Annotated in this window: 16 protein-coding genes; all 16 read right to left on the reverse strand. The window is 51.0% G+C overall.

Going from position 1 to position 15,223, the window contains the following annotated elements:
- Positions 1 to 34: 34 nt before the first annotated feature.
- Entirely contained in the window at positions 35 to 1,132 is a 1,098-nt protein-coding gene (hisC, locus tag DP091_RS02480; RefSeq protein ID WP_113056919.1) for a histidinol-phosphate transaminase, read from the reverse strand.
- Entirely contained in the window at positions 1,129 to 1,980 is an 852-nt protein-coding gene (gene trpA, locus DP091_RS02485; protein WP_113056920.1) for a tryptophan synthase subunit alpha, read from the reverse strand. Before trpA ends, hisC begins: the two co-directional genes overlap by 4 nt.
- On the reverse strand, positions 1,977 to 3,173 hold the full coding sequence (trpB, locus tag DP091_RS02490) for a tryptophan synthase subunit beta (RefSeq protein ID WP_113056921.1): 1,197 nt from the start codon (positions 3,171 to 3,173) through the stop codon (positions 1,977 to 1,979). Before trpB ends, trpA begins: the two co-directional genes overlap by 4 nt.
- Positions 3,170 to 3,844 carry a phosphoribosylanthranilate isomerase gene (locus tag DP091_RS02495; RefSeq protein ID WP_113056922.1) on the reverse strand — a complete coding sequence of 225 codons (675 nt, stop codon included), beginning with the start codon at positions 3,842 to 3,844 and terminating at the stop codon, positions 3,170 to 3,172. The genes trpB and DP091_RS02495 overlap by 4 nt, the downstream gene beginning before the upstream one ends.
- Before the next feature lie 12 nt (positions 3,845 to 3,856).
- Positions 3,857 to 4,666 (reverse strand): indole-3-glycerol phosphate synthase TrpC, encoded by an 810-nt coding sequence (trpC, locus tag DP091_RS02500; RefSeq protein WP_113056923.1) that lies wholly within the window; start codon positions 4,664 to 4,666, stop codon positions 3,857 to 3,859.
- Complete coding sequence (gene trpD, locus DP091_RS02505; RefSeq protein ID WP_100536321.1) at positions 4,656 to 5,696, reverse strand: anthranilate phosphoribosyltransferase; 1,041 nt, start codon at positions 5,694 to 5,696, stop codon at positions 4,656 to 4,658. The genes trpC and trpD overlap by 11 nt, the downstream gene beginning before the upstream one ends.
- Before the next feature lie 19 nt (positions 5,697 to 5,715).
- Positions 5,716 to 7,269: an anthranilate synthase component I gene (gene trpE / locus DP091_RS02510; protein WP_113056924.1), complete on the reverse strand. Its 1,554-nt coding sequence runs from the start codon at positions 7,267 to 7,269 to the stop codon at positions 5,716 to 5,718.
- 359 nt (positions 7,270 to 7,628) lie between these two features.
- On the reverse strand, positions 7,629 to 8,003 hold the full coding sequence (aroH, locus tag DP091_RS02515; RefSeq protein ID WP_006209479.1) for a chorismate mutase: 375 nt from the start codon (positions 8,001 to 8,003) through the stop codon (positions 7,629 to 7,631).
- Between the two features lie 3 nt (positions 8,004 to 8,006).
- The gene (gene aroB, locus DP091_RS02520) at positions 8,007 to 9,101 is read right to left on the reverse strand and encodes a 3-dehydroquinate synthase (RefSeq protein ID WP_113056925.1); all 1,095 of its coding nucleotides are present in this window, start codon (positions 9,099 to 9,101) and stop codon (positions 8,007 to 8,009) included.
- Between the two features lies 1 nt (position 9,102).
- Positions 9,103 to 10,272: a chorismate synthase gene (gene aroC / locus DP091_RS02525; protein ID WP_113056926.1), complete on the reverse strand. Its 1,170-nt coding sequence runs from the start codon at positions 10,270 to 10,272 to the stop codon at positions 9,103 to 9,105.
- Positions 10,273 to 10,440: 168 nt separating this feature from the next.
- Positions 10,441 to 11,244 carry a CheR family methyltransferase gene (locus DP091_RS02530; protein WP_113056927.1) on the reverse strand — a complete coding sequence of 268 codons (804 nt, stop codon included), beginning with the start codon at positions 11,242 to 11,244 and terminating at the stop codon, positions 10,441 to 10,443.
- A gap of 40 nt (positions 11,245 to 11,284) precedes the next feature.
- Positions 11,285 to 11,728: a nucleoside-diphosphate kinase gene (ndk, locus tag DP091_RS02535; RefSeq protein ID WP_071218428.1), complete on the reverse strand. Its 444-nt coding sequence runs from the start codon at positions 11,726 to 11,728 to the stop codon at positions 11,285 to 11,287.
- A gap of 112 nt (positions 11,729 to 11,840) precedes the next feature.
- Complete coding sequence (locus DP091_RS02540; RefSeq protein WP_113056928.1) at positions 11,841 to 12,815, reverse strand: polyprenyl synthetase family protein; 975 nt, start codon at positions 12,813 to 12,815, stop codon at positions 11,841 to 11,843.
- A 189-nt stretch (positions 12,816 to 13,004) separates the two neighbouring features.
- Complete coding sequence (locus tag DP091_RS02550) at positions 13,005 to 13,607, reverse strand: UbiX family flavin prenyltransferase (RefSeq protein WP_113056929.1); 603 nt, start codon at positions 13,605 to 13,607, stop codon at positions 13,005 to 13,007.
- The gene (locus tag DP091_RS02555; protein ID WP_113056930.1) at positions 13,607 to 14,479 is read right to left on the reverse strand and encodes a UbiA-like polyprenyltransferase; all 873 of its coding nucleotides are present in this window, start codon (positions 14,477 to 14,479) and stop codon (positions 13,607 to 13,609) included. Before DP091_RS02555 ends, DP091_RS02550 begins: the two co-directional genes overlap by 1 nt.
- Positions 14,472 to 15,203, reverse strand: a complete 732-nt coding sequence (locus tag DP091_RS02560; RefSeq protein ID WP_181469723.1) for a demethylmenaquinone methyltransferase — start codon at positions 15,201 to 15,203, stop codon at positions 14,472 to 14,474. The genes DP091_RS02555 and DP091_RS02560 overlap by 8 nt, the downstream gene beginning before the upstream one ends.
- Between the last annotated feature and the right edge of the window lie 20 nt (positions 15,204 to 15,223).

Below are 15,223 nucleotides of genomic sequence, written 5' to 3' on the forward strand. Positions count from 1 at the left end.
TCGTTTCAAGCTGCGATTATTGTATGTTATTAGATCAAGCTGGGGCATTCGCTTCTTGGAGCACTTGTTCCAATGCGCCGATGAAAGCCTTGTTTTGTTCTTCAGAGCCAACGGTTACGCGAATGTAGTTCGGGTAAACCTCAAAACCCGGACGCACGATGATGCCTTTGCTCAGCAGGGATTTGAACACTTCGGTGCCCGGTCTCTTCACATCCACCATGATAAAGTTCCCGTTCGCAGGAAAATAGGATAATCCAAGACGATCAAACTCACGCTGCACATAAGCGATTCCCTCAGCATTCAATTGACGGCATTTAGCTACGAACTCCTGATCTTTCAAAGCGGCCTTCGCGGCCACTTGGGCCAGACGTCCTGTATTAAACGGCTCACGCACTCGGTTAATCAAGGATATAACCTCAGGTTGCCCGATACCGTAGCCGATGCGAAGGGCAGCCAGGCCGTATATTTTGGAGAAGGTACGCAAGATGACCAGATTCGGATAACGTTCCATTAATTTGATGCTGGCCGGATACGAAGCGTCCGTTACATATTCATAATAAGCTTCATCAAGCACAACCATCACGTGAGCAGGGATTTCATCCAGGAATGATACCAGCTCGCTCTCGGAAACGATGGTTCCGGTCGGATTATTCGGATTGCACACCCAGATGATTTTGGTTTTGTCCGTAACGGTTTTTGCCATGCCCGGCAGATCATGCTTCCCGTTAACCAGAGGCACCTCAATGCTTGTCGCACCTTCAATATCCGCATTCGTTTTATACACCGAGAAGGTCTGATCGGCCATAATGGTTTCGTCTCCCGGCTCCAGGAACGCACGAATAATGAGGGCGATGATTTCATCGGATCCGCATCCGAAAATAATTTGATTGCGTTCAATACCAAGCTGATCAGCAAGCTCCGCCGTTACATCGGCTGAACTTCCATCCGGGTACAGACTGAGCGTTGCCAGCTCCGCGGTAATTGCTTCGGTTGCGCGCGGCGAGCAGCCATACGGATTCTCGTTGGAGGCCAGCTTAATGACCACATCCAGACCTAATTCTTTTTTGACTTCTTCGATGGGCTTCCCGGGTTGATATACGGGAAGATTAACAATTTGCGCTTTCGGTTTCATTCGATATTCGCCTCACCTTTCATAACTGCTTCAACACAACATGATCCCTTTAATTGTGCCACAAACTCTCTGATTTGCAAAAGTCCCTGCTGTCTTGTCTCTTCCTTCTCAAGAAGTGGAATAGTAGACTCGATCTGCCGCACTATGGCACTGCCAACAACGACGCCGTCGCAGATTTTCGAGAATCTGGCAACCTGTTCGCCCGACGAAATGCCAAAACCAATCGCGATGGGCACCTGGCTGTACTGCTTCACCGTTTCCAGGAATGACTCCACACCCGAATAAAAATCGCTGCGCTCGCCTGTCACGCCAAGCGAGGATACGCAATAGACAAAGCCGGTCGCTTCCGAAGCGATGCTCGCAATCCGTTCATGGGAGGTAGGTGCAACCAGCGGAATCAGATGAACGCCCGCGGCATGAGCCCGTTTCCGAACCTCTTCGGATTCTTCCACCGGCAGATCCGGAATGATCAGCCCGCTGATATCATGCCTTACCACTTCCTCGAAGAACACATCCAGTCCGGTCTGCAGAACCGGATTGTAATAGGTGAACAAAATGAACGGCAGTTTGCTGCCTCGTTCTCTCGCCAGGCGCGCGGTCTCCATGCAAGTACGGATATTAACCTTGCTCTTCAGGGCGCGCTCGGAAGCACGCTGGATGACCGGGCCATCGGCGAGGGGATCAGAATAAGGAACGCCGAGTTCGATAATGTCGGCTCCGGCCATTTCAAGCTCATGAATGATATCCAGCGTCGCTTTCACGTCCGGATCCCCAACGGTCAGATAAGGAATCAGGGCCGTCTTGTTTTGTTGATTCAACGACGCAAAGGTCTGGTCAATTCGGTTCATTCGGATTTCCCTCCCGTGTAAGCCATGATGGACTCCACGTCCTTGTCACCTCGACCGGACAAATTAATGACGACGATATCGTCTTCAGTCCACGTGGACGCCATTTTTACGGCTTGCGCCACGGCATGCGCCGATTCCAGCGCAGGTATGATGCCTTCCGTTCGGCATAGCAGCTGCAAGGCATCCAATGCCTCTTGGTCGGTTATAGGCACATACTGCACACGCTCGATATCTTTTAAGTAGGAATGCTCTGGCCCAACGCCGGGATAATCAAGACCGGCAGAAATGGAATGCGCCTCCTGAACCTGTCCATACTCATCCTGAAGCAAATAACTCATCGAGCCCTGGAATACGCCTTGGGTCCCCTTGGACATGGTGGCCGCATGAAAATCGGTATCGATCCCTTTCCCGGCCGCTTCGACACCGATTAGACCGACTTCCTTATCTTCCAGGAACGGGTAGAACATGCCGATGGCGTTGCTTCCTCCCCCGATTGGTGCAAGAATCGCGTTTGGAAGTCTTCCTTCCGTCTCCAGAATCTGCTTGCGGGTCTCGTCGCCGATGATCCGCTGGAAATTCCGCACCATCATCGGATACGGATGCGGGCCTACTGCGGAGCCAAGCACATAGAAGGTGTCCTCAACGTTGCTGACCCAGTAGCGAAGCGCCTCGTTGCCGGCATCCTTCAGCGTCCGGCTTCCCGAGGTCACCGGAATCACTTCGGCTCCGAGCATTTTCATGCGGAATACATTCAACTGCTGCCGCTTGGTATCCTCTTCGCCCATGAACACCTTGCATTCGAGACCGAGCAGAGCGGCTACGGTTGCAGTGGCAACCCCATGCTGCCCGGCACCCGTTTCGGCAATGACTTTGCCTTTGCCCATACGCTTGGCTAATACGCCTTGAGCAATGGCGTTATTGATTTTGTGGGCGCCTGTGTGGTTCAAATCCTCACGCTTCAGATAAATTTTAGCCTTGCCGAGGTGTTTGCTGAGTCGTTCAGCATAATATAACGGCGTTTCCCGTCCGGAATACTGTTTAAGCAAATAAGCGATCTCCTCTTTGAAGGCAGGATCCTCCGAAAAGCGGATATACTCTTGTTCAAGCTCTATTAAAGCGTTCATGAGCGTTTCCGGTACGAACCGGCCACCAAACACTCCAAAACGTCCATTACGGTCAGGAAGTTGTGTCATTTCCCCTTCACCCTTTCTATGAATGCCATCACTTTGTTTATGTCCTTCACGCCAGGCTCGCTCTCAACGCCGCTGGATACATCCACGCCGTAGGGAGCGAATCGGCCTATTAAATGCGATACATTATCCGAATCCAATCCGCCGGCTACAAACAAGGGGATCCCTTGCCGTTTCGCCCATTGCTGGTAAGGCGGGATGAGATCCCAGGCAAATGTCTTGCCAGAACCTCCGCCGTACACCGGATCGTACGTATCGATCAGCAATCCATCGATGCAGCCCGCATACGGATCCAGAGCTGACAGACGTTCCGCTTCCAAATGCTCACTCTCGATCGATATCGCCTTAAAAACGGAAACCGGGAAGCGCACCTTCACTTCCCGGCAAAATTGCGGAGATTCCTGGCCATGCAGCTGCACGACATCGAGCGCTGCTTCTCGTAGAAGCTCTTCCAGCTCATTCAAATCAGGGTTAACCAAGACGCCGACAGCGGCGGGAATCTTGTAATGATCCCACTCCCGCAATACTTGCATAAGCTCTGCAGCCTGTTGCGGAGATACCTTCCGCCGGCTCTTGGCAAATACAAATCCGATATAATCCACAGGTAAGTTTATCATAGATTTTAGCACTTCAACGCTTTGAAGTCCACATATTTTTAGCGCTGTACTCATCACCCATTATCCCCTTTATTCTACGTCTGCAGCGATCGGCAAGGGTCCCATCAAATCGTTTACCGCGCGGAACACGTCCTGCTGGCGCATGAAATGCTCCCCGACCAGAACACCATGTGCCCCGACATAATGCAAGTAGGAAATGTCGGCCGGACTCGATATTCCACTTTCGCTGATCAAGGTTACTCCCTGCGGCACTTGTGCCGCGAGATCGGCTGTCGTCTGCAGCGATGTTTCAAAGGTCCGCAGATTGCGGTTGTTTATTCCGATCAGCTGAGATGTTCCCAGTCCTAGCACCGATTCCAGTTCTTCCCCATCATGGACCTCAATCAGGCAATCCAAGCCAATCGAGCCGGCGATGTCTATGAACTCCGCGATCCGCTCCGGCTCCAGTATGCTCGCTATTAAAAGAACCGCGTCCGCACCTAACAGTCGCGCTTCGTAAATCTGAGTCTCGTCGATTATGAAATCCTTCCGCAGCAAAGGAATGTTAACGGCCGCCCTTACCGCTTTTAAATACTCTCCACTCCCCTGAAAATAGTCCTTGTCGGTCAGCACGGAAAGACAATCGGCGTCGGCTGCTTCATAAGCTTTGGCGATCATAACCGGGTCAAAGTCCGGTCGAATTAACCCTTTGGACGGCGAAGCCTTCTTCACCTCGGCAATTAACCCCATGCTGCGTTTACGCCCCATCGACAACGCCTTTTCAAAGCCGAGAGTCGGCGGTAAATCCGCTATTTGCCTCTCTGCCTCCGAGATGCTGAATGTATCTCGCAGCTGAGCAACTTCTCTGTGTTTCGTTTCTACTATTCGATCAAGATACATAACTCATTTCCCCCGTTCTTGAGATCAGCTGCTCCAGCTTGGACTGAGCCAGCCCTGAATCAATAGCTCCCGCAGCGCGCTGCACACCTTCGGCCAAACTATCCGCGAGTCCGGACACATAGATGCAGGCACCGGCATTGGCAAGCACGATATCCCGATAAGCACTGCGCTCGCCGCGCAGCACGGATCCGATGATAGCCGCGTTCTCTTTTGCATCGCCGCCCAGAATGTCGCTCATCGGATGAACCGACAGTCCCAGGTCATGCGGATGAATATCATACGTTCGGACTTCTCCGCCACGAAGCTCGGATACTCGCGTAGGCGCAGAGATGCTGATTTCATCCAAGCCGTCGTGGCTGGTTACCACCATGGCCCGCTTTAAGCCAAGCTCTTTAAGCACCTGCGCGATGGTTTCCGTTTTGTTCATATCGTATATCCCAAGCATTTGCCGATCTGCACCCGCCGGGTTTGTCAAAGGCCCCAGCATGTTAAATACGGTTCGAACCCCCAGCTCTTTCCGAGGAGCCGCCGCATATTTCATCGACGGGTGATAGATTTGGGCAAACAGGAAACAAATTCCGATATCATTCAGACAGGCTGTCGCTTGCTCTGCCGTCAAGTGGATATTCACGCCCAGCGCCTCGAGCACATCGGCGCTGCCTGCCCGTCCCGATGCCGAGCGATTGCCGTGTTTGGCCACTCTGACCGAAACCGAGGAGGAGATAATGGCGGATACAGTGGAAATGTTAAACTTATGAATTCCGGATCCTCCAGTGCCGCATGTATCCAGCAGCTGGTTTCGCTCGGTAACGACGCGTCCGCCCGCACCACGCATCGCCTCGGCGAAGCCGGTGATTTCTTCGACCGTCTCTCCCTTCATTCTCAAGGCTGTAAGCAGCGCCCCGATTTGAGAATGGGTTGCCTGGCCTTCCATAATGGACTGCATGACCCCGCGCGCTTCCTCCCGGCTCAGATCTTGACCTTGAATCAGCTTCGTAAGGCTGGATTGCATCGTTTCCATGACGTTCATTACGTTCTCCTCCTTCGGTTTAAGGTGTGTATTGGTACAGGTAATCCTGATTAATTAAATCGTCAGCCCCCGTGCTGGACGGGAACATCGCTTCCGCTACGCGGATCGCCTTCAGCATCCCTTTGGCTTTGTTGATGGTTTCTTCATATTCCTTCTCCGGTACCGAATCCCATACGATGCCGGCCCCCGCCTGGACATAAGCTTTGCCTTGACGAAAAATGATCGTACGGATCGTAATGCAGGAATCCATATTGCCGCCGAAGCCGAGATAACCGATGGCGCCCGCGTACGCGCCTCTTGCTTCCCGTTCCAGCTCCGCAATAATTTCCATAGCCCTTAGCTTCGGAGCACCGGATACCGTTCCTGCCGGCAAGCACGACAGAAAAGCATCGAAGAAATCCTTATCCTCTCTCAGCTGACCGGAAACGCTGGATACCATATGCATCACGTGGGAATACTTTTCAATTTCCATGAACGTGTCGCACTTCACTGTGCCGAACTTTGACACGCGGCCCAGATCATTGCGGCCCAGATCCACCAGCATCAGATGCTCGGCGCGTTCCTTCTCGTCCTGCAGCAGATCATCGGCCAGCGCCTGGTCTTCGGCCTCATCGCTGCCTCTAGGTCTGGTACCTGCAATCGGTCTTGTTTCCAATCTTCGTCCATCCACCTTCACGAGGGCTTCCGGGGAGGTTCCTACGATAATGTCGTCGTCCATCTTGAGGTAATACATATACGGTGAAGGATTCAGCGTTCTCAGCACCCGGTACACGTGAAGCGGCGATACTTCGGTCTCAATATGGAAGCGCTGGGACAATACCACCTGAAAAATATCACCAGCACGAATGTATTCCTTCGCTTGCTCCACATTGGAGAGATACTTCTCTTTTGTCATATTGGATTTAATGTCGCCCATATCAACATCCGCCGGAATGCCTTTGGAGTTCACGTTCTCCCGCGGTCCCTCTTCTTGCAGCTGCTCGGCTGCGGCTTCCAAGGTACGGCATACATCGCGATAGCTTTGTCGGATAGTTTCGTCCGAATCTCCCGGCTTCACGTGTACGTTGCCAACCAGCATGATCTGCTGCTTCACATGGTCGAAGACAATGACTTGATCGCAAAACATGAACCGGATGTCATCCATTCCCAGATCGTCCATCGCATGTGCCGGAAGCTTCTCATAATATTGGAGCAGGTCATATCCGAAAAATCCGATAGCCCCTCCGGTAAAAGGAGGCATCTCCTTCAGCTGCGGGCTGCGGTACGTTCGCAGCAGCGCCTTTAACTCCTCAACAGGCTTTCCTCTCAGCAGGGAACGCTCTCCGTTCCTTTCAATTTCGATCTTTCCTTTTTTACCCGTAATCATTAAGAAGGGGTCCGTTCCAATAAACGAATACCGTGCCCACTGTACTCCGCCCTCAACGCTTTCAAGTAAAAATGCCCGCTTCCGTTCCGCATATCGCTGGAAAATGCGAATCGGGGTTTCCATGTCGGCTAACAGTCTGATCGCTACTGGAATCAGGTTATATTCACCTGCCATAGCCACCACTTGCTCCATTGATGGATTCGCCATGTCAATCCCTCCTTAATTGATGGTATACAACAAAAAAAACCTCTACCGAAGTAGAGGTTAACGTTCAGAATAAGTCTATGAAAAAAGAGCGCGGTCAAGGAATTCAGAGCCCATTCAACGACGAATTACAGCGGCTGTTGTTCCAATGACGGATACAAGAAATAGGCTTGTAACCAGCCGTGCGAACATGCTGTACTATTCATCATGAAATCAAGTTCATCTTTAATCCCGATTATGTTATTGCCTAAAATGCCTCAGCTCTTCTCAACTCAACTCATCTGTAAAACCTAACTCTACTCAGCTATTCTGATATCACTATACAGGATGGAGCCGTGTTCCTGCAACCCTAAATTTCTACATCATGCGTTGGAGCCTGATAAATCGGGTCGCAGCCGCTTGGCTTCATTCAAATACACATGTTTAATCTCGCTCTGGCTTTTATCTGTATTGACCTGAACCATAAACCGGATGCAGCGCGGCAAACTGCCTTGGACCGGTATTTCAACCGAACACATTAAAGGGACCAAATCCCAGCCTTCCAGCTGGCGTATCGCTTTGGCCGGAAACGCCGCGTCCAGATCCTGCGTCATTGTAATCCATATATTGCTGATATACTCCGGCTGAAGCTCGTTGCGTCTCACCATCTCTTCAAGCAGCCGCAGCGTTTCCTGTACAATCTCCTGCTCATCGTTGCGGGTGACGGTTGTCGCCCCCCGGATTCCCCGATTCATCATGAACTATCCCTCTCCCTTCAACTGCTCAACCACGGATCGAACAGCTTCTACCGGTACATCCTTAACGATGCTCACGGAGCCGATGGATTCCGGTACGATAAATACCATCTTTCCCTCGGCAAACTTTTTATCGTGCTGCATAGCGTCCATAATTCGCTCAACCGAGACGTCACTAGGCAAGGTTACCGGCAGATTTACCGCCTTGAGCATGCTCACCGTCTCATTATGCAGATCCGCAGGTCTGCCAAGCTTTTCGGCAAGGCGGGCCGAGCCCGCCATTCCGATGGCAATCGCCTCGCCGTGCAAGAAGCGTCCGTAGCCGCCAACGGCTTCAATGGCATGACCGATGGTATGCCCCAGATTAAGGATGGCACGCAAACCGCCCTCCCGCTCATCCTGGGATACAACGTTTGCCTTGATCGCGCAGCCGCGCTCTAGGCCATATATCAACGCATCAGGATCCAGGTTCAGCAGCTTTTGACCATTCTCCCGGCACCAATAGGCAAAATCACGGTCCAGGATCAAACCATGCTTCACCATCTCCGCAAGACCAGAAGATACCTCGCGTGGAGGCAATGACATCAGTGTGTTCACATCGTAAACCACCATAACGGGTTGATGGAACGCGCCGATCATATTTTTGGCTAATGGATGGTTAACGGCCACCTTGCCGCCAACGCTGCTGTCATGAGCCAGGATGGTGGTCGGGATCTGAACAAACGTCACGCCGCGCATATACGTTGCCGCGACGAAACCGGCCAAATCACCAACAACGCCTCCACCCAGCGCAAATACTGCCGAGCTGCGATCCAGCTTGCCGTTGATTGCTGTAGTCATTACCTCTTCATAGACTTGAAGCGATTTGGAGGATTCACCAGAAGGGACAATGTGGGAAATAACCGTGTATCCTTCTGATTTTAACTGCTCCTCCACTTGAGATAAATAATGAGGAGCTACTTTATCATCCGTTACTATCAGATGCGGGCTCTTGCGTGTAATTCCATGCTTCACACTCAGCTCACCAATGGTATCCAATATTCCAGCTCCGATATAAATCGGATAGGAACGCTCTCCCAGCTCTACCTGAAGTGTTCTCATATTAGTAGTTCTCCAGCTGCTTCAGATAGTTCTGGTAATTCGCATGAATTTCTTCCATTGAATCACCGCCAAACTTCTCGAGAAAGGCCTTAGCTACCTCCCAGGTCACAACATGCTCCATGACAACGCTGGCGGCCGGAACCGCACAGGCGTCCGAGCGTTCAACCTGAGCCGTGAAAGCTTCCTTGGTATCGATATCCACACTTTGAAGCGGCTTGTACAGCGTCGGAATCGGCTTCATGACGCCGCGAACGACGATCGGCATGCCGTTGGTCATGCCGCCTTCAAATCCGCCCAAGCGATTGGTTGCACGATGGTATCCGCGATCTTCACTATACATAATCTCGTCGTGCACCTGGGAACCAGGCAATTGCCCTGCTTCAAATCCGATTCCGACTTCAACGCCCTTAAAGGCATTAATCGACATCACGCCCTGTGCGATGCGGCCATCCAGCTTGCGGTCATATTGGACATGGCTGCCCAAACCGATCGGCACGCCTTCGATGATGCATTCCACGATGCCGCCGATGGAGTCACCTTCTTTTTTGATCTGGTCTATGTAGGCTTCCATTTTCTTCTCTGTCTCTTTGTCCACCACGCGAACCGAGGAGGCTTCCGTACGCTCGATCAGCTCATCGATCGAGAGATTGTGCGGGGGAGCTTCGATCTCGCCAATCCGGATGACCTGGCCTGCCACTTTAACGCCGAATTGTGCCAGGAATTGTCTCGCTATTGCACCTACCGCTACGCGAACTGTGGTTTCACGGGCACTGGAGCGTTCCAGCACGTTACGCAGATCCTTCAAATTGTACTTTAAACCGCCGTTTAAGTCGGCATGTCCCGGTCTTGGACGATGTACCCGTCTTTTCACCTCGTCATTGCCCTCAATCGGCTCCACGTTCATAATGTTCTGCCAATGCTTCCAGTCATTATTCTGCACGACCAACGCGATGGGCGCACCGGTAGTATAGCCGTGACGCACACCTCCAAGGATTTGCGCGGTATCCTTCTCGATCTGCATGCGGCGTCCCCGGCCATATCCCTTCTGTCTCCGTTGAAGCTGAAAGTTCAATGCTTCGAAATCAAGCTCCAAATTACTTGGAAGTCCTTCGATTATGGTTGTCAGCTGAGGACCGTGCGTTTCCCCGGCAGTTAAAAAGCGTAAGCTCATGATGCTTTTCCCCCTTTAAACTTTTAAGCGTTAAACCGCTAAACTCCGTAAATATCTTCTGCTCATTATAGTATAGGTCTAACGCTTTGACAAGAATGCCGCAAGACAAGCAAAAGCGCCTCTCATCCTCAGGATTGAAAAGCGCTTATGCGTTATGATTAGCTGTCTCTATTGAATTTTACGGTAGAAAAAGGTCTCGTTGCTCTCCAGGCCATATTGTCCCGGATTAAAGATCTGTTCCGTGCTGCCCACAAACAAGAATCCGCCTGGCTTCAAGCTTGAGGCAAACTTCTGGTACAGCTTATGCTTGGCCCCTTCCGTGAAATAAATCATCACGTTTCGGCAAACGATCAGATCATATCCCGTCTCAAAGCGGTCCGTCAGCAGATTCTGCTTATGGAAGGTTACTTCCTTCTTCAAATGCTCACTGAAGCGATACACCGAACCTTCTTCCTTAAAATAGCGGGCGGCTACATCCGGAGGCACATCCTTCAATGACCTCTCGACATATAGGCCCTCCTTCGCTTTATGTAATGCGCCGTCATCAATATCTGTCGCCACGATGCGCGCACGGCTCAGCATCTTCTGTTCGGACAGTATCATGGCAAGTGTATAAGGCTCCTCACCCGTGGAGCAGGCGGCGCTCCATATTTTCAATACCCCGGGATTCTGCTGGGATATCTCTGGCAATATTTTGTCACGGAGAACTTCCCACCGATTGGGATTGCGCCAAAACTCCGAGACGTTAATTGTCATTCGGTCTAAAAACTCATGAAATAATGGCTTGTCCTTCATCATCGCGTCGTAGAAGGCCGAAAAGGTTTCAAACCCCTTCTTCAAACGCAGCGTTGTCAGCCTTCGCTTCATCTGCGCCTCTTTGTAATCTGCGAGATTGATCCCCGTGCTTCGTTCGATGCTGCGAACAAAGCCGATATAATCCGGATCATCCAGCACTGTTTCATGTTCCGTCATCGTATCATCCTGTTTAATCAGATTATTCCGCTTCCTTAGCTTACAGCCAAGGGGACAGCGTTTTGTTATATTCAACCAATTCCTTCGCTTCAAAGAAATTGGCAATTTCGCGCTGCGCGCTCTCCGGTGAATCTGATCCATGAATCAGATTGTGCGGGGTATGAGCTGAAAAATCCCCTCGAATTGTCCCGGGCAGCGCATCCTTCACATTCGTTTTGCCAATCACTTGGCGGGACAAAGCAATGATGTCGTCCCCTTCCCAAACCATCGCAAACACCGGTCCGGATGTTATAAACCTAACCAGGTTTTCAAAAAAATCTTTGCCTTCATGCTCCGCATAATGGCGCTTGGCCTGCTCGTCCGAAATCTGCAGAAACTTGCCTGCAACCAGCTTAAATCCTTTATCCTCCAAACGGCCGACGATTCGGCCGATCAGCCCACGCTGTACACCATCCGGTTTAATCATTAAGAAAGTACGTTCCATTGGCCTCATCACGCTTCCCCTCATTCTTAGGATATTGAACAATTATTCCATGCTCAGGTGATGTTACATGTTTGTACCCGTATTTTAACAGAAAGCAACCTCATGGTTAAGGCTAATATGACCGCTTTGTAATAAAATTTGCGATATCTCTAAGCTGTTTTTTGGTCTTGATGTCAGGCAAAGTATCCAATGCGGCCAATGCTTTACGGATATACCGATCAGCCAAAGCCTCAGATCTCGATATACCATCGCTTGAGGTTACAAGCTTCACGGCGTCCGTCACATCACACTGGCCATTCAGTGCATGAATCCGATCCAGCTCCTGCAGCAGCGGCTCCCTCCGTTTGCTATCTTCGAGAGCAAATATGACGGGCAGCGTAATATTCCCCTGCCTCATATCGCTCCCCGGCGGTTTGCCAATCTGCTTCTCCGTCCCGCACAGATCCAGAAGATCGTCTTGAATCTGAAAGGCCATGCCGACGTTATATCCGAATCGATACAGGCTGTTTGCAACCTTTCGGTCCGCATCCGCTGCCAGTGCTCCGAGCTGGCAGCTGACGGCAATCAAGAGCGACGTCTTGCGGCGAATACGCAGAAGGTATCTTCTGACGTCCTGATCGGTATTAAAGAAATCACGAATTTGCTCCATTTCCCCGATGGACATCTCCACCATCGCCTTGGCGAGAATTTGATGAATCTCTGGCTGCTTCAGATGAGTCGTCAACTCCAACGCCTTGCCGTATATATAATCGCCTGTATACATGGCAATCCGGTTGTCCCATTTCGCCTTTACCGTCGGCTTACCTCGCCGCGTGTCCGCATCATCGATCACGTCATCATGAACGAGCGATGCGCTGTGAATCATCTCGAGCGGCACGGCCACATGCTTCAGCTTGTCAATGTCATAGTCGCCGAACTTACCGCCCATCAGCACAAAAACAGGACGGAGCCGCTTGCCTCCTGCTCTAAGCAGATGCAAGGAAGTCTCGGTCAGCTCGGGACTGTCGCCTTCAACACTGAGATAGAGTTCCTTCTCGATAACGTCCATATCTTTTTTTAATGTTCCGAATATGTCAAATCGTTTCATCTTTTCACCCGTATGCTTAGATTCTCATTCCATAACTCCGGCACTACTTGCGATCTTAGCAGGCCAAGCTCATCTACGAACTTGAAATATAAGCGTAACCCTTCCTGTTGTCGTTCGTCAAAATCGTAGCACAGGTTCGTAAAGTCGTCATTTCAACAGCCGTTATCTCCTTGGATACGCGACGGCCTGCTAGTCTCCCCATCTCTTATACAATTGATGTTCAATGCGCAAGCTGTCCAATACCTTGCCGACCAGAAAATTCACGATATCATCAATGGTTTTCGGCCCGTAATAGAACGCGGGCATCGCGGGAATGATTTTGACGCCAAGCTTGGCCAGCGCCAGCATGTTCTCCAGATGTATCGCATGCAGAGGCGTTTCTCTCGGGACCAGCACCAGAGGTCGGCCTTCTTTCATCATCACATCCGCGGCGCGTCCCATCAGATTGTCAGAAGAGCCGTGCGCGACCGAGGATAATGTACCCATTGAGCATGGCATGATAATCATGCCTTCGACAAGGTAAGATCCACTGGCTATCGTTGCCCCGATGTCGGAGATCGGATGGTAGATCAAATGCCCCTCGTATCCGCCGAACTTCTCGGCCAGCACTTCTTCGCGATTGCCTGCCTGAAAGCCCATTTCCTCCTTCAGGACACGCCAGCCCGCATTGGAAATGATCAATTGCACATCATAGCCCAGCGATAGCAGGCTCTCCGTAAGGCGAACTCCGTATATGCTGCCGCTGGCTCCCGTTATCCCGACAACCCAGCTTTTTCTGCGCAAGGATTTCATCAATTATACCGCACCACCAGATCAATCAGAGTGAATACAAACAGAATGATGCTCAGCGTACTGTTCATCGTAAAAAAGGCGGTTTGCAGCCGGCTCATATCGTTTGGCGACAAGATGTAATGCTGATAGAACAAAATTCCGCAGGCAATGACCATGCCGATCAGATACCACCAGCCAACCGGCGTGACAAAGAAAAGAATGATAAAGCCGATAGCCGTTACTACGTGAAAACCGCGCGCGAACCACAACGCTTTATGCAAACCGAACCGGGAAGGAATCGAGTACAGCTTTTCTTTTGCATCAAACTTCTCATCCTGGCAAGCGTAAACAATATCAAATCCCGCCGTCCAGAACGCAAGCGCGATATAGAACACAATGGCTTTCCAGTCGATTTGACCGGTTACCGCAACCCATCCGCCAAGCGGAGCCAACGCCGTTGTAAGCCCGAGCACCAGATGGCAAAGCCAAGTAAACCGTTTGGTATATGAATAAATAATAAGCATAAAAATAGCGATAGGAAGCAAACGGAATGCAAACGGATCCAGCATGTAAGTGGCCCAGAAAAACACCGCGAAAGACAGAATAATGAATAAGATCACTTCCAGCGGTTTTAGCAGGCCTGCCGGAATGGCTCGATTTGCGGTTCGGGGGTTCTTGGCGTCGATATGCTGGTCCGTGAGCCGATTCAATCCGAACGCAGCGCTGCGTGCGCCGAACATGGCAAGAAAGATCCACCCGATATCTCCCCAGGATGGTAGTTGGTCAAACACGACGGCCGATCCAAGAATCGCCCCCATAAAAGCGAAAGGCAGAGCAAACAGTGTATGCTCCACTTTAATCATTTCAAGATAAGTTCCTATTTTCTTAAACATCCAGATTCTCCTTGATCCCAATATGTAAGGCTGCTATGCCACCAGTCAAGGGATAGGCCTGAACCTGTTGAAGTCCGGTCTGACGGAAAGCTGCGGCAAGCTCCTCTCGTCCTGGGAACAATGCCAGCGATTCCGGCAGCCACTTATACTGCTCGTAACGCTTGGCTACCAGTTTCCCCATCCGAGGCAGCACTTGTTGAAAGTAGAAATAATAAATGCCTTTGAACGGCTGCCAAGTCGGCTTGGACAGTTCCAAACATACCACCATCCCGCCAGGCTTAACCACGCGTTTCATCTCATGCAGAACCTGCATGTAATCCGGTACATTGCGAAGACCGAAACCGATCGTCGCATAGTCGAACTGATTGTCTTCGAACGGCAGGCTCATGGCGTTTCCCTGAACCAGCTCTACCTGTTGATCCAGCCCATGTTTGGCAACCTTCCCCCGGCCGACATTCAGCATCCCCTCACTGAAATCGAGTCCAACTATGTGTCCGGTTTCACTTGCCTGTGCCATACTAATCGTCCAGTCGCAAGTACCGCAGCATAGATCGATCGCCGTATCGCCATGGCGCATGTTCATCTTCTTCATCGTAAACTTGCGCCAAGCTTTATGTCTTCGAAAGCTGAGAATATCATTCATCATATCATATTTTCCCGAAATGCTTTCAAAGACGGAATGGACGTATTGCTCTTTCGGATTTTTGCCGTCATGCTTACTCATGTCTAACTTGGTTGTTTGAT

Origin of the sequence: Paenibacillus sp. MDMC362 (assembly GCF_003269305.1) — a bacterium.
GTDB lineage: Bacteria > Bacillota > Bacilli > Paenibacillales > Paenibacillaceae > Paenibacillus_AQ.

Bases quoted from the DNA above. Each gene is read 5' to 3' on its own strand.
- hisC (WP_113056919.1), bottom strand. From the start codon at position 1,132: ATGAAACCGAAAGCGCAAATTGTTAATCTTCCCGTATATCAACCCGGG.
- trpA (WP_113056920.1), bottom strand. From the start codon at position 1,980: ATGAACCGAATTGACCAGACCTTTGCGTCGTTGAATCAACAAAACAAG.
- trpB (WP_113056921.1), bottom strand. From the start codon at position 3,173: ATGACACAACTTCCTGACCGTAATGGACGTTTTGGAGTGTTTGGTGGC.
- trpC (WP_113056923.1), bottom strand. From the start codon at position 4,666: ATGTATCTTGATCGAATAGTAGAAACGAAACACAGAGAAGTTGCTCAG.
- trpD (WP_100536321.1), bottom strand. From the start codon at position 5,696: ATGAACGTCATGGAAACGATGCAATCCAGCCTTACGAAGCTGATTCAA.
- trpE (WP_113056924.1), bottom strand. From the start codon at position 7,269: ATGGCGAATCCATCAATGGAGCAAGTGGTGGCTATGGCAGGTGAATAT.
- aroH (WP_006209479.1), bottom strand. From the start codon at position 8,003: ATGATGAATCGGGGAATCCGGGGGGCGACAACCGTCACCCGCAACGAT.
- aroB (WP_113056925.1), bottom strand. From the start codon at position 9,101: ATGAGAACACTTCAGGTAGAGCTGGGAGAGCGTTCCTATCCGATTTAT.
- aroC (WP_113056926.1), bottom strand. From the start codon at position 10,272: ATGAGCTTACGCTTTTTAACTGCCGGGGAAACGCACGGTCCTCAGCTG.
- DP091_RS02530 (WP_113056927.1), bottom strand. From the start codon at position 11,244: ATGACGGAACATGAAACAGTGCTGGATGATCCGGATTATATCGGCTTT.
- ndk (WP_071218428.1), bottom strand. From the start codon at position 11,728: ATGGAACGTACTTTCTTAATGATTAAACCGGATGGTGTACAGCGTGGG.
- DP091_RS02540 (WP_113056928.1), bottom strand. From the start codon at position 12,815: ATGAAACGATTTGACATATTCGGAACATTAAAAAAAGATATGGACGTT.
- DP091_RS02550 (WP_113056929.1), bottom strand. From the start codon at position 13,607: ATGAAATCCTTGCGCAGAAAAAGCTGGGTTGTCGGGATAACGGGAGCC.
- DP091_RS02555 (WP_113056930.1), bottom strand. From the start codon at position 14,479: ATGTTTAAGAAAATAGGAACTTATCTTGAAATGATTAAAGTGGAGCAT.
- DP091_RS02560 (WP_181469723.1), bottom strand. From the start codon at position 15,203: ATGAGTAAGCATGACGGCAAAAATCCGAAAGAGCAATACGTCCATTCC.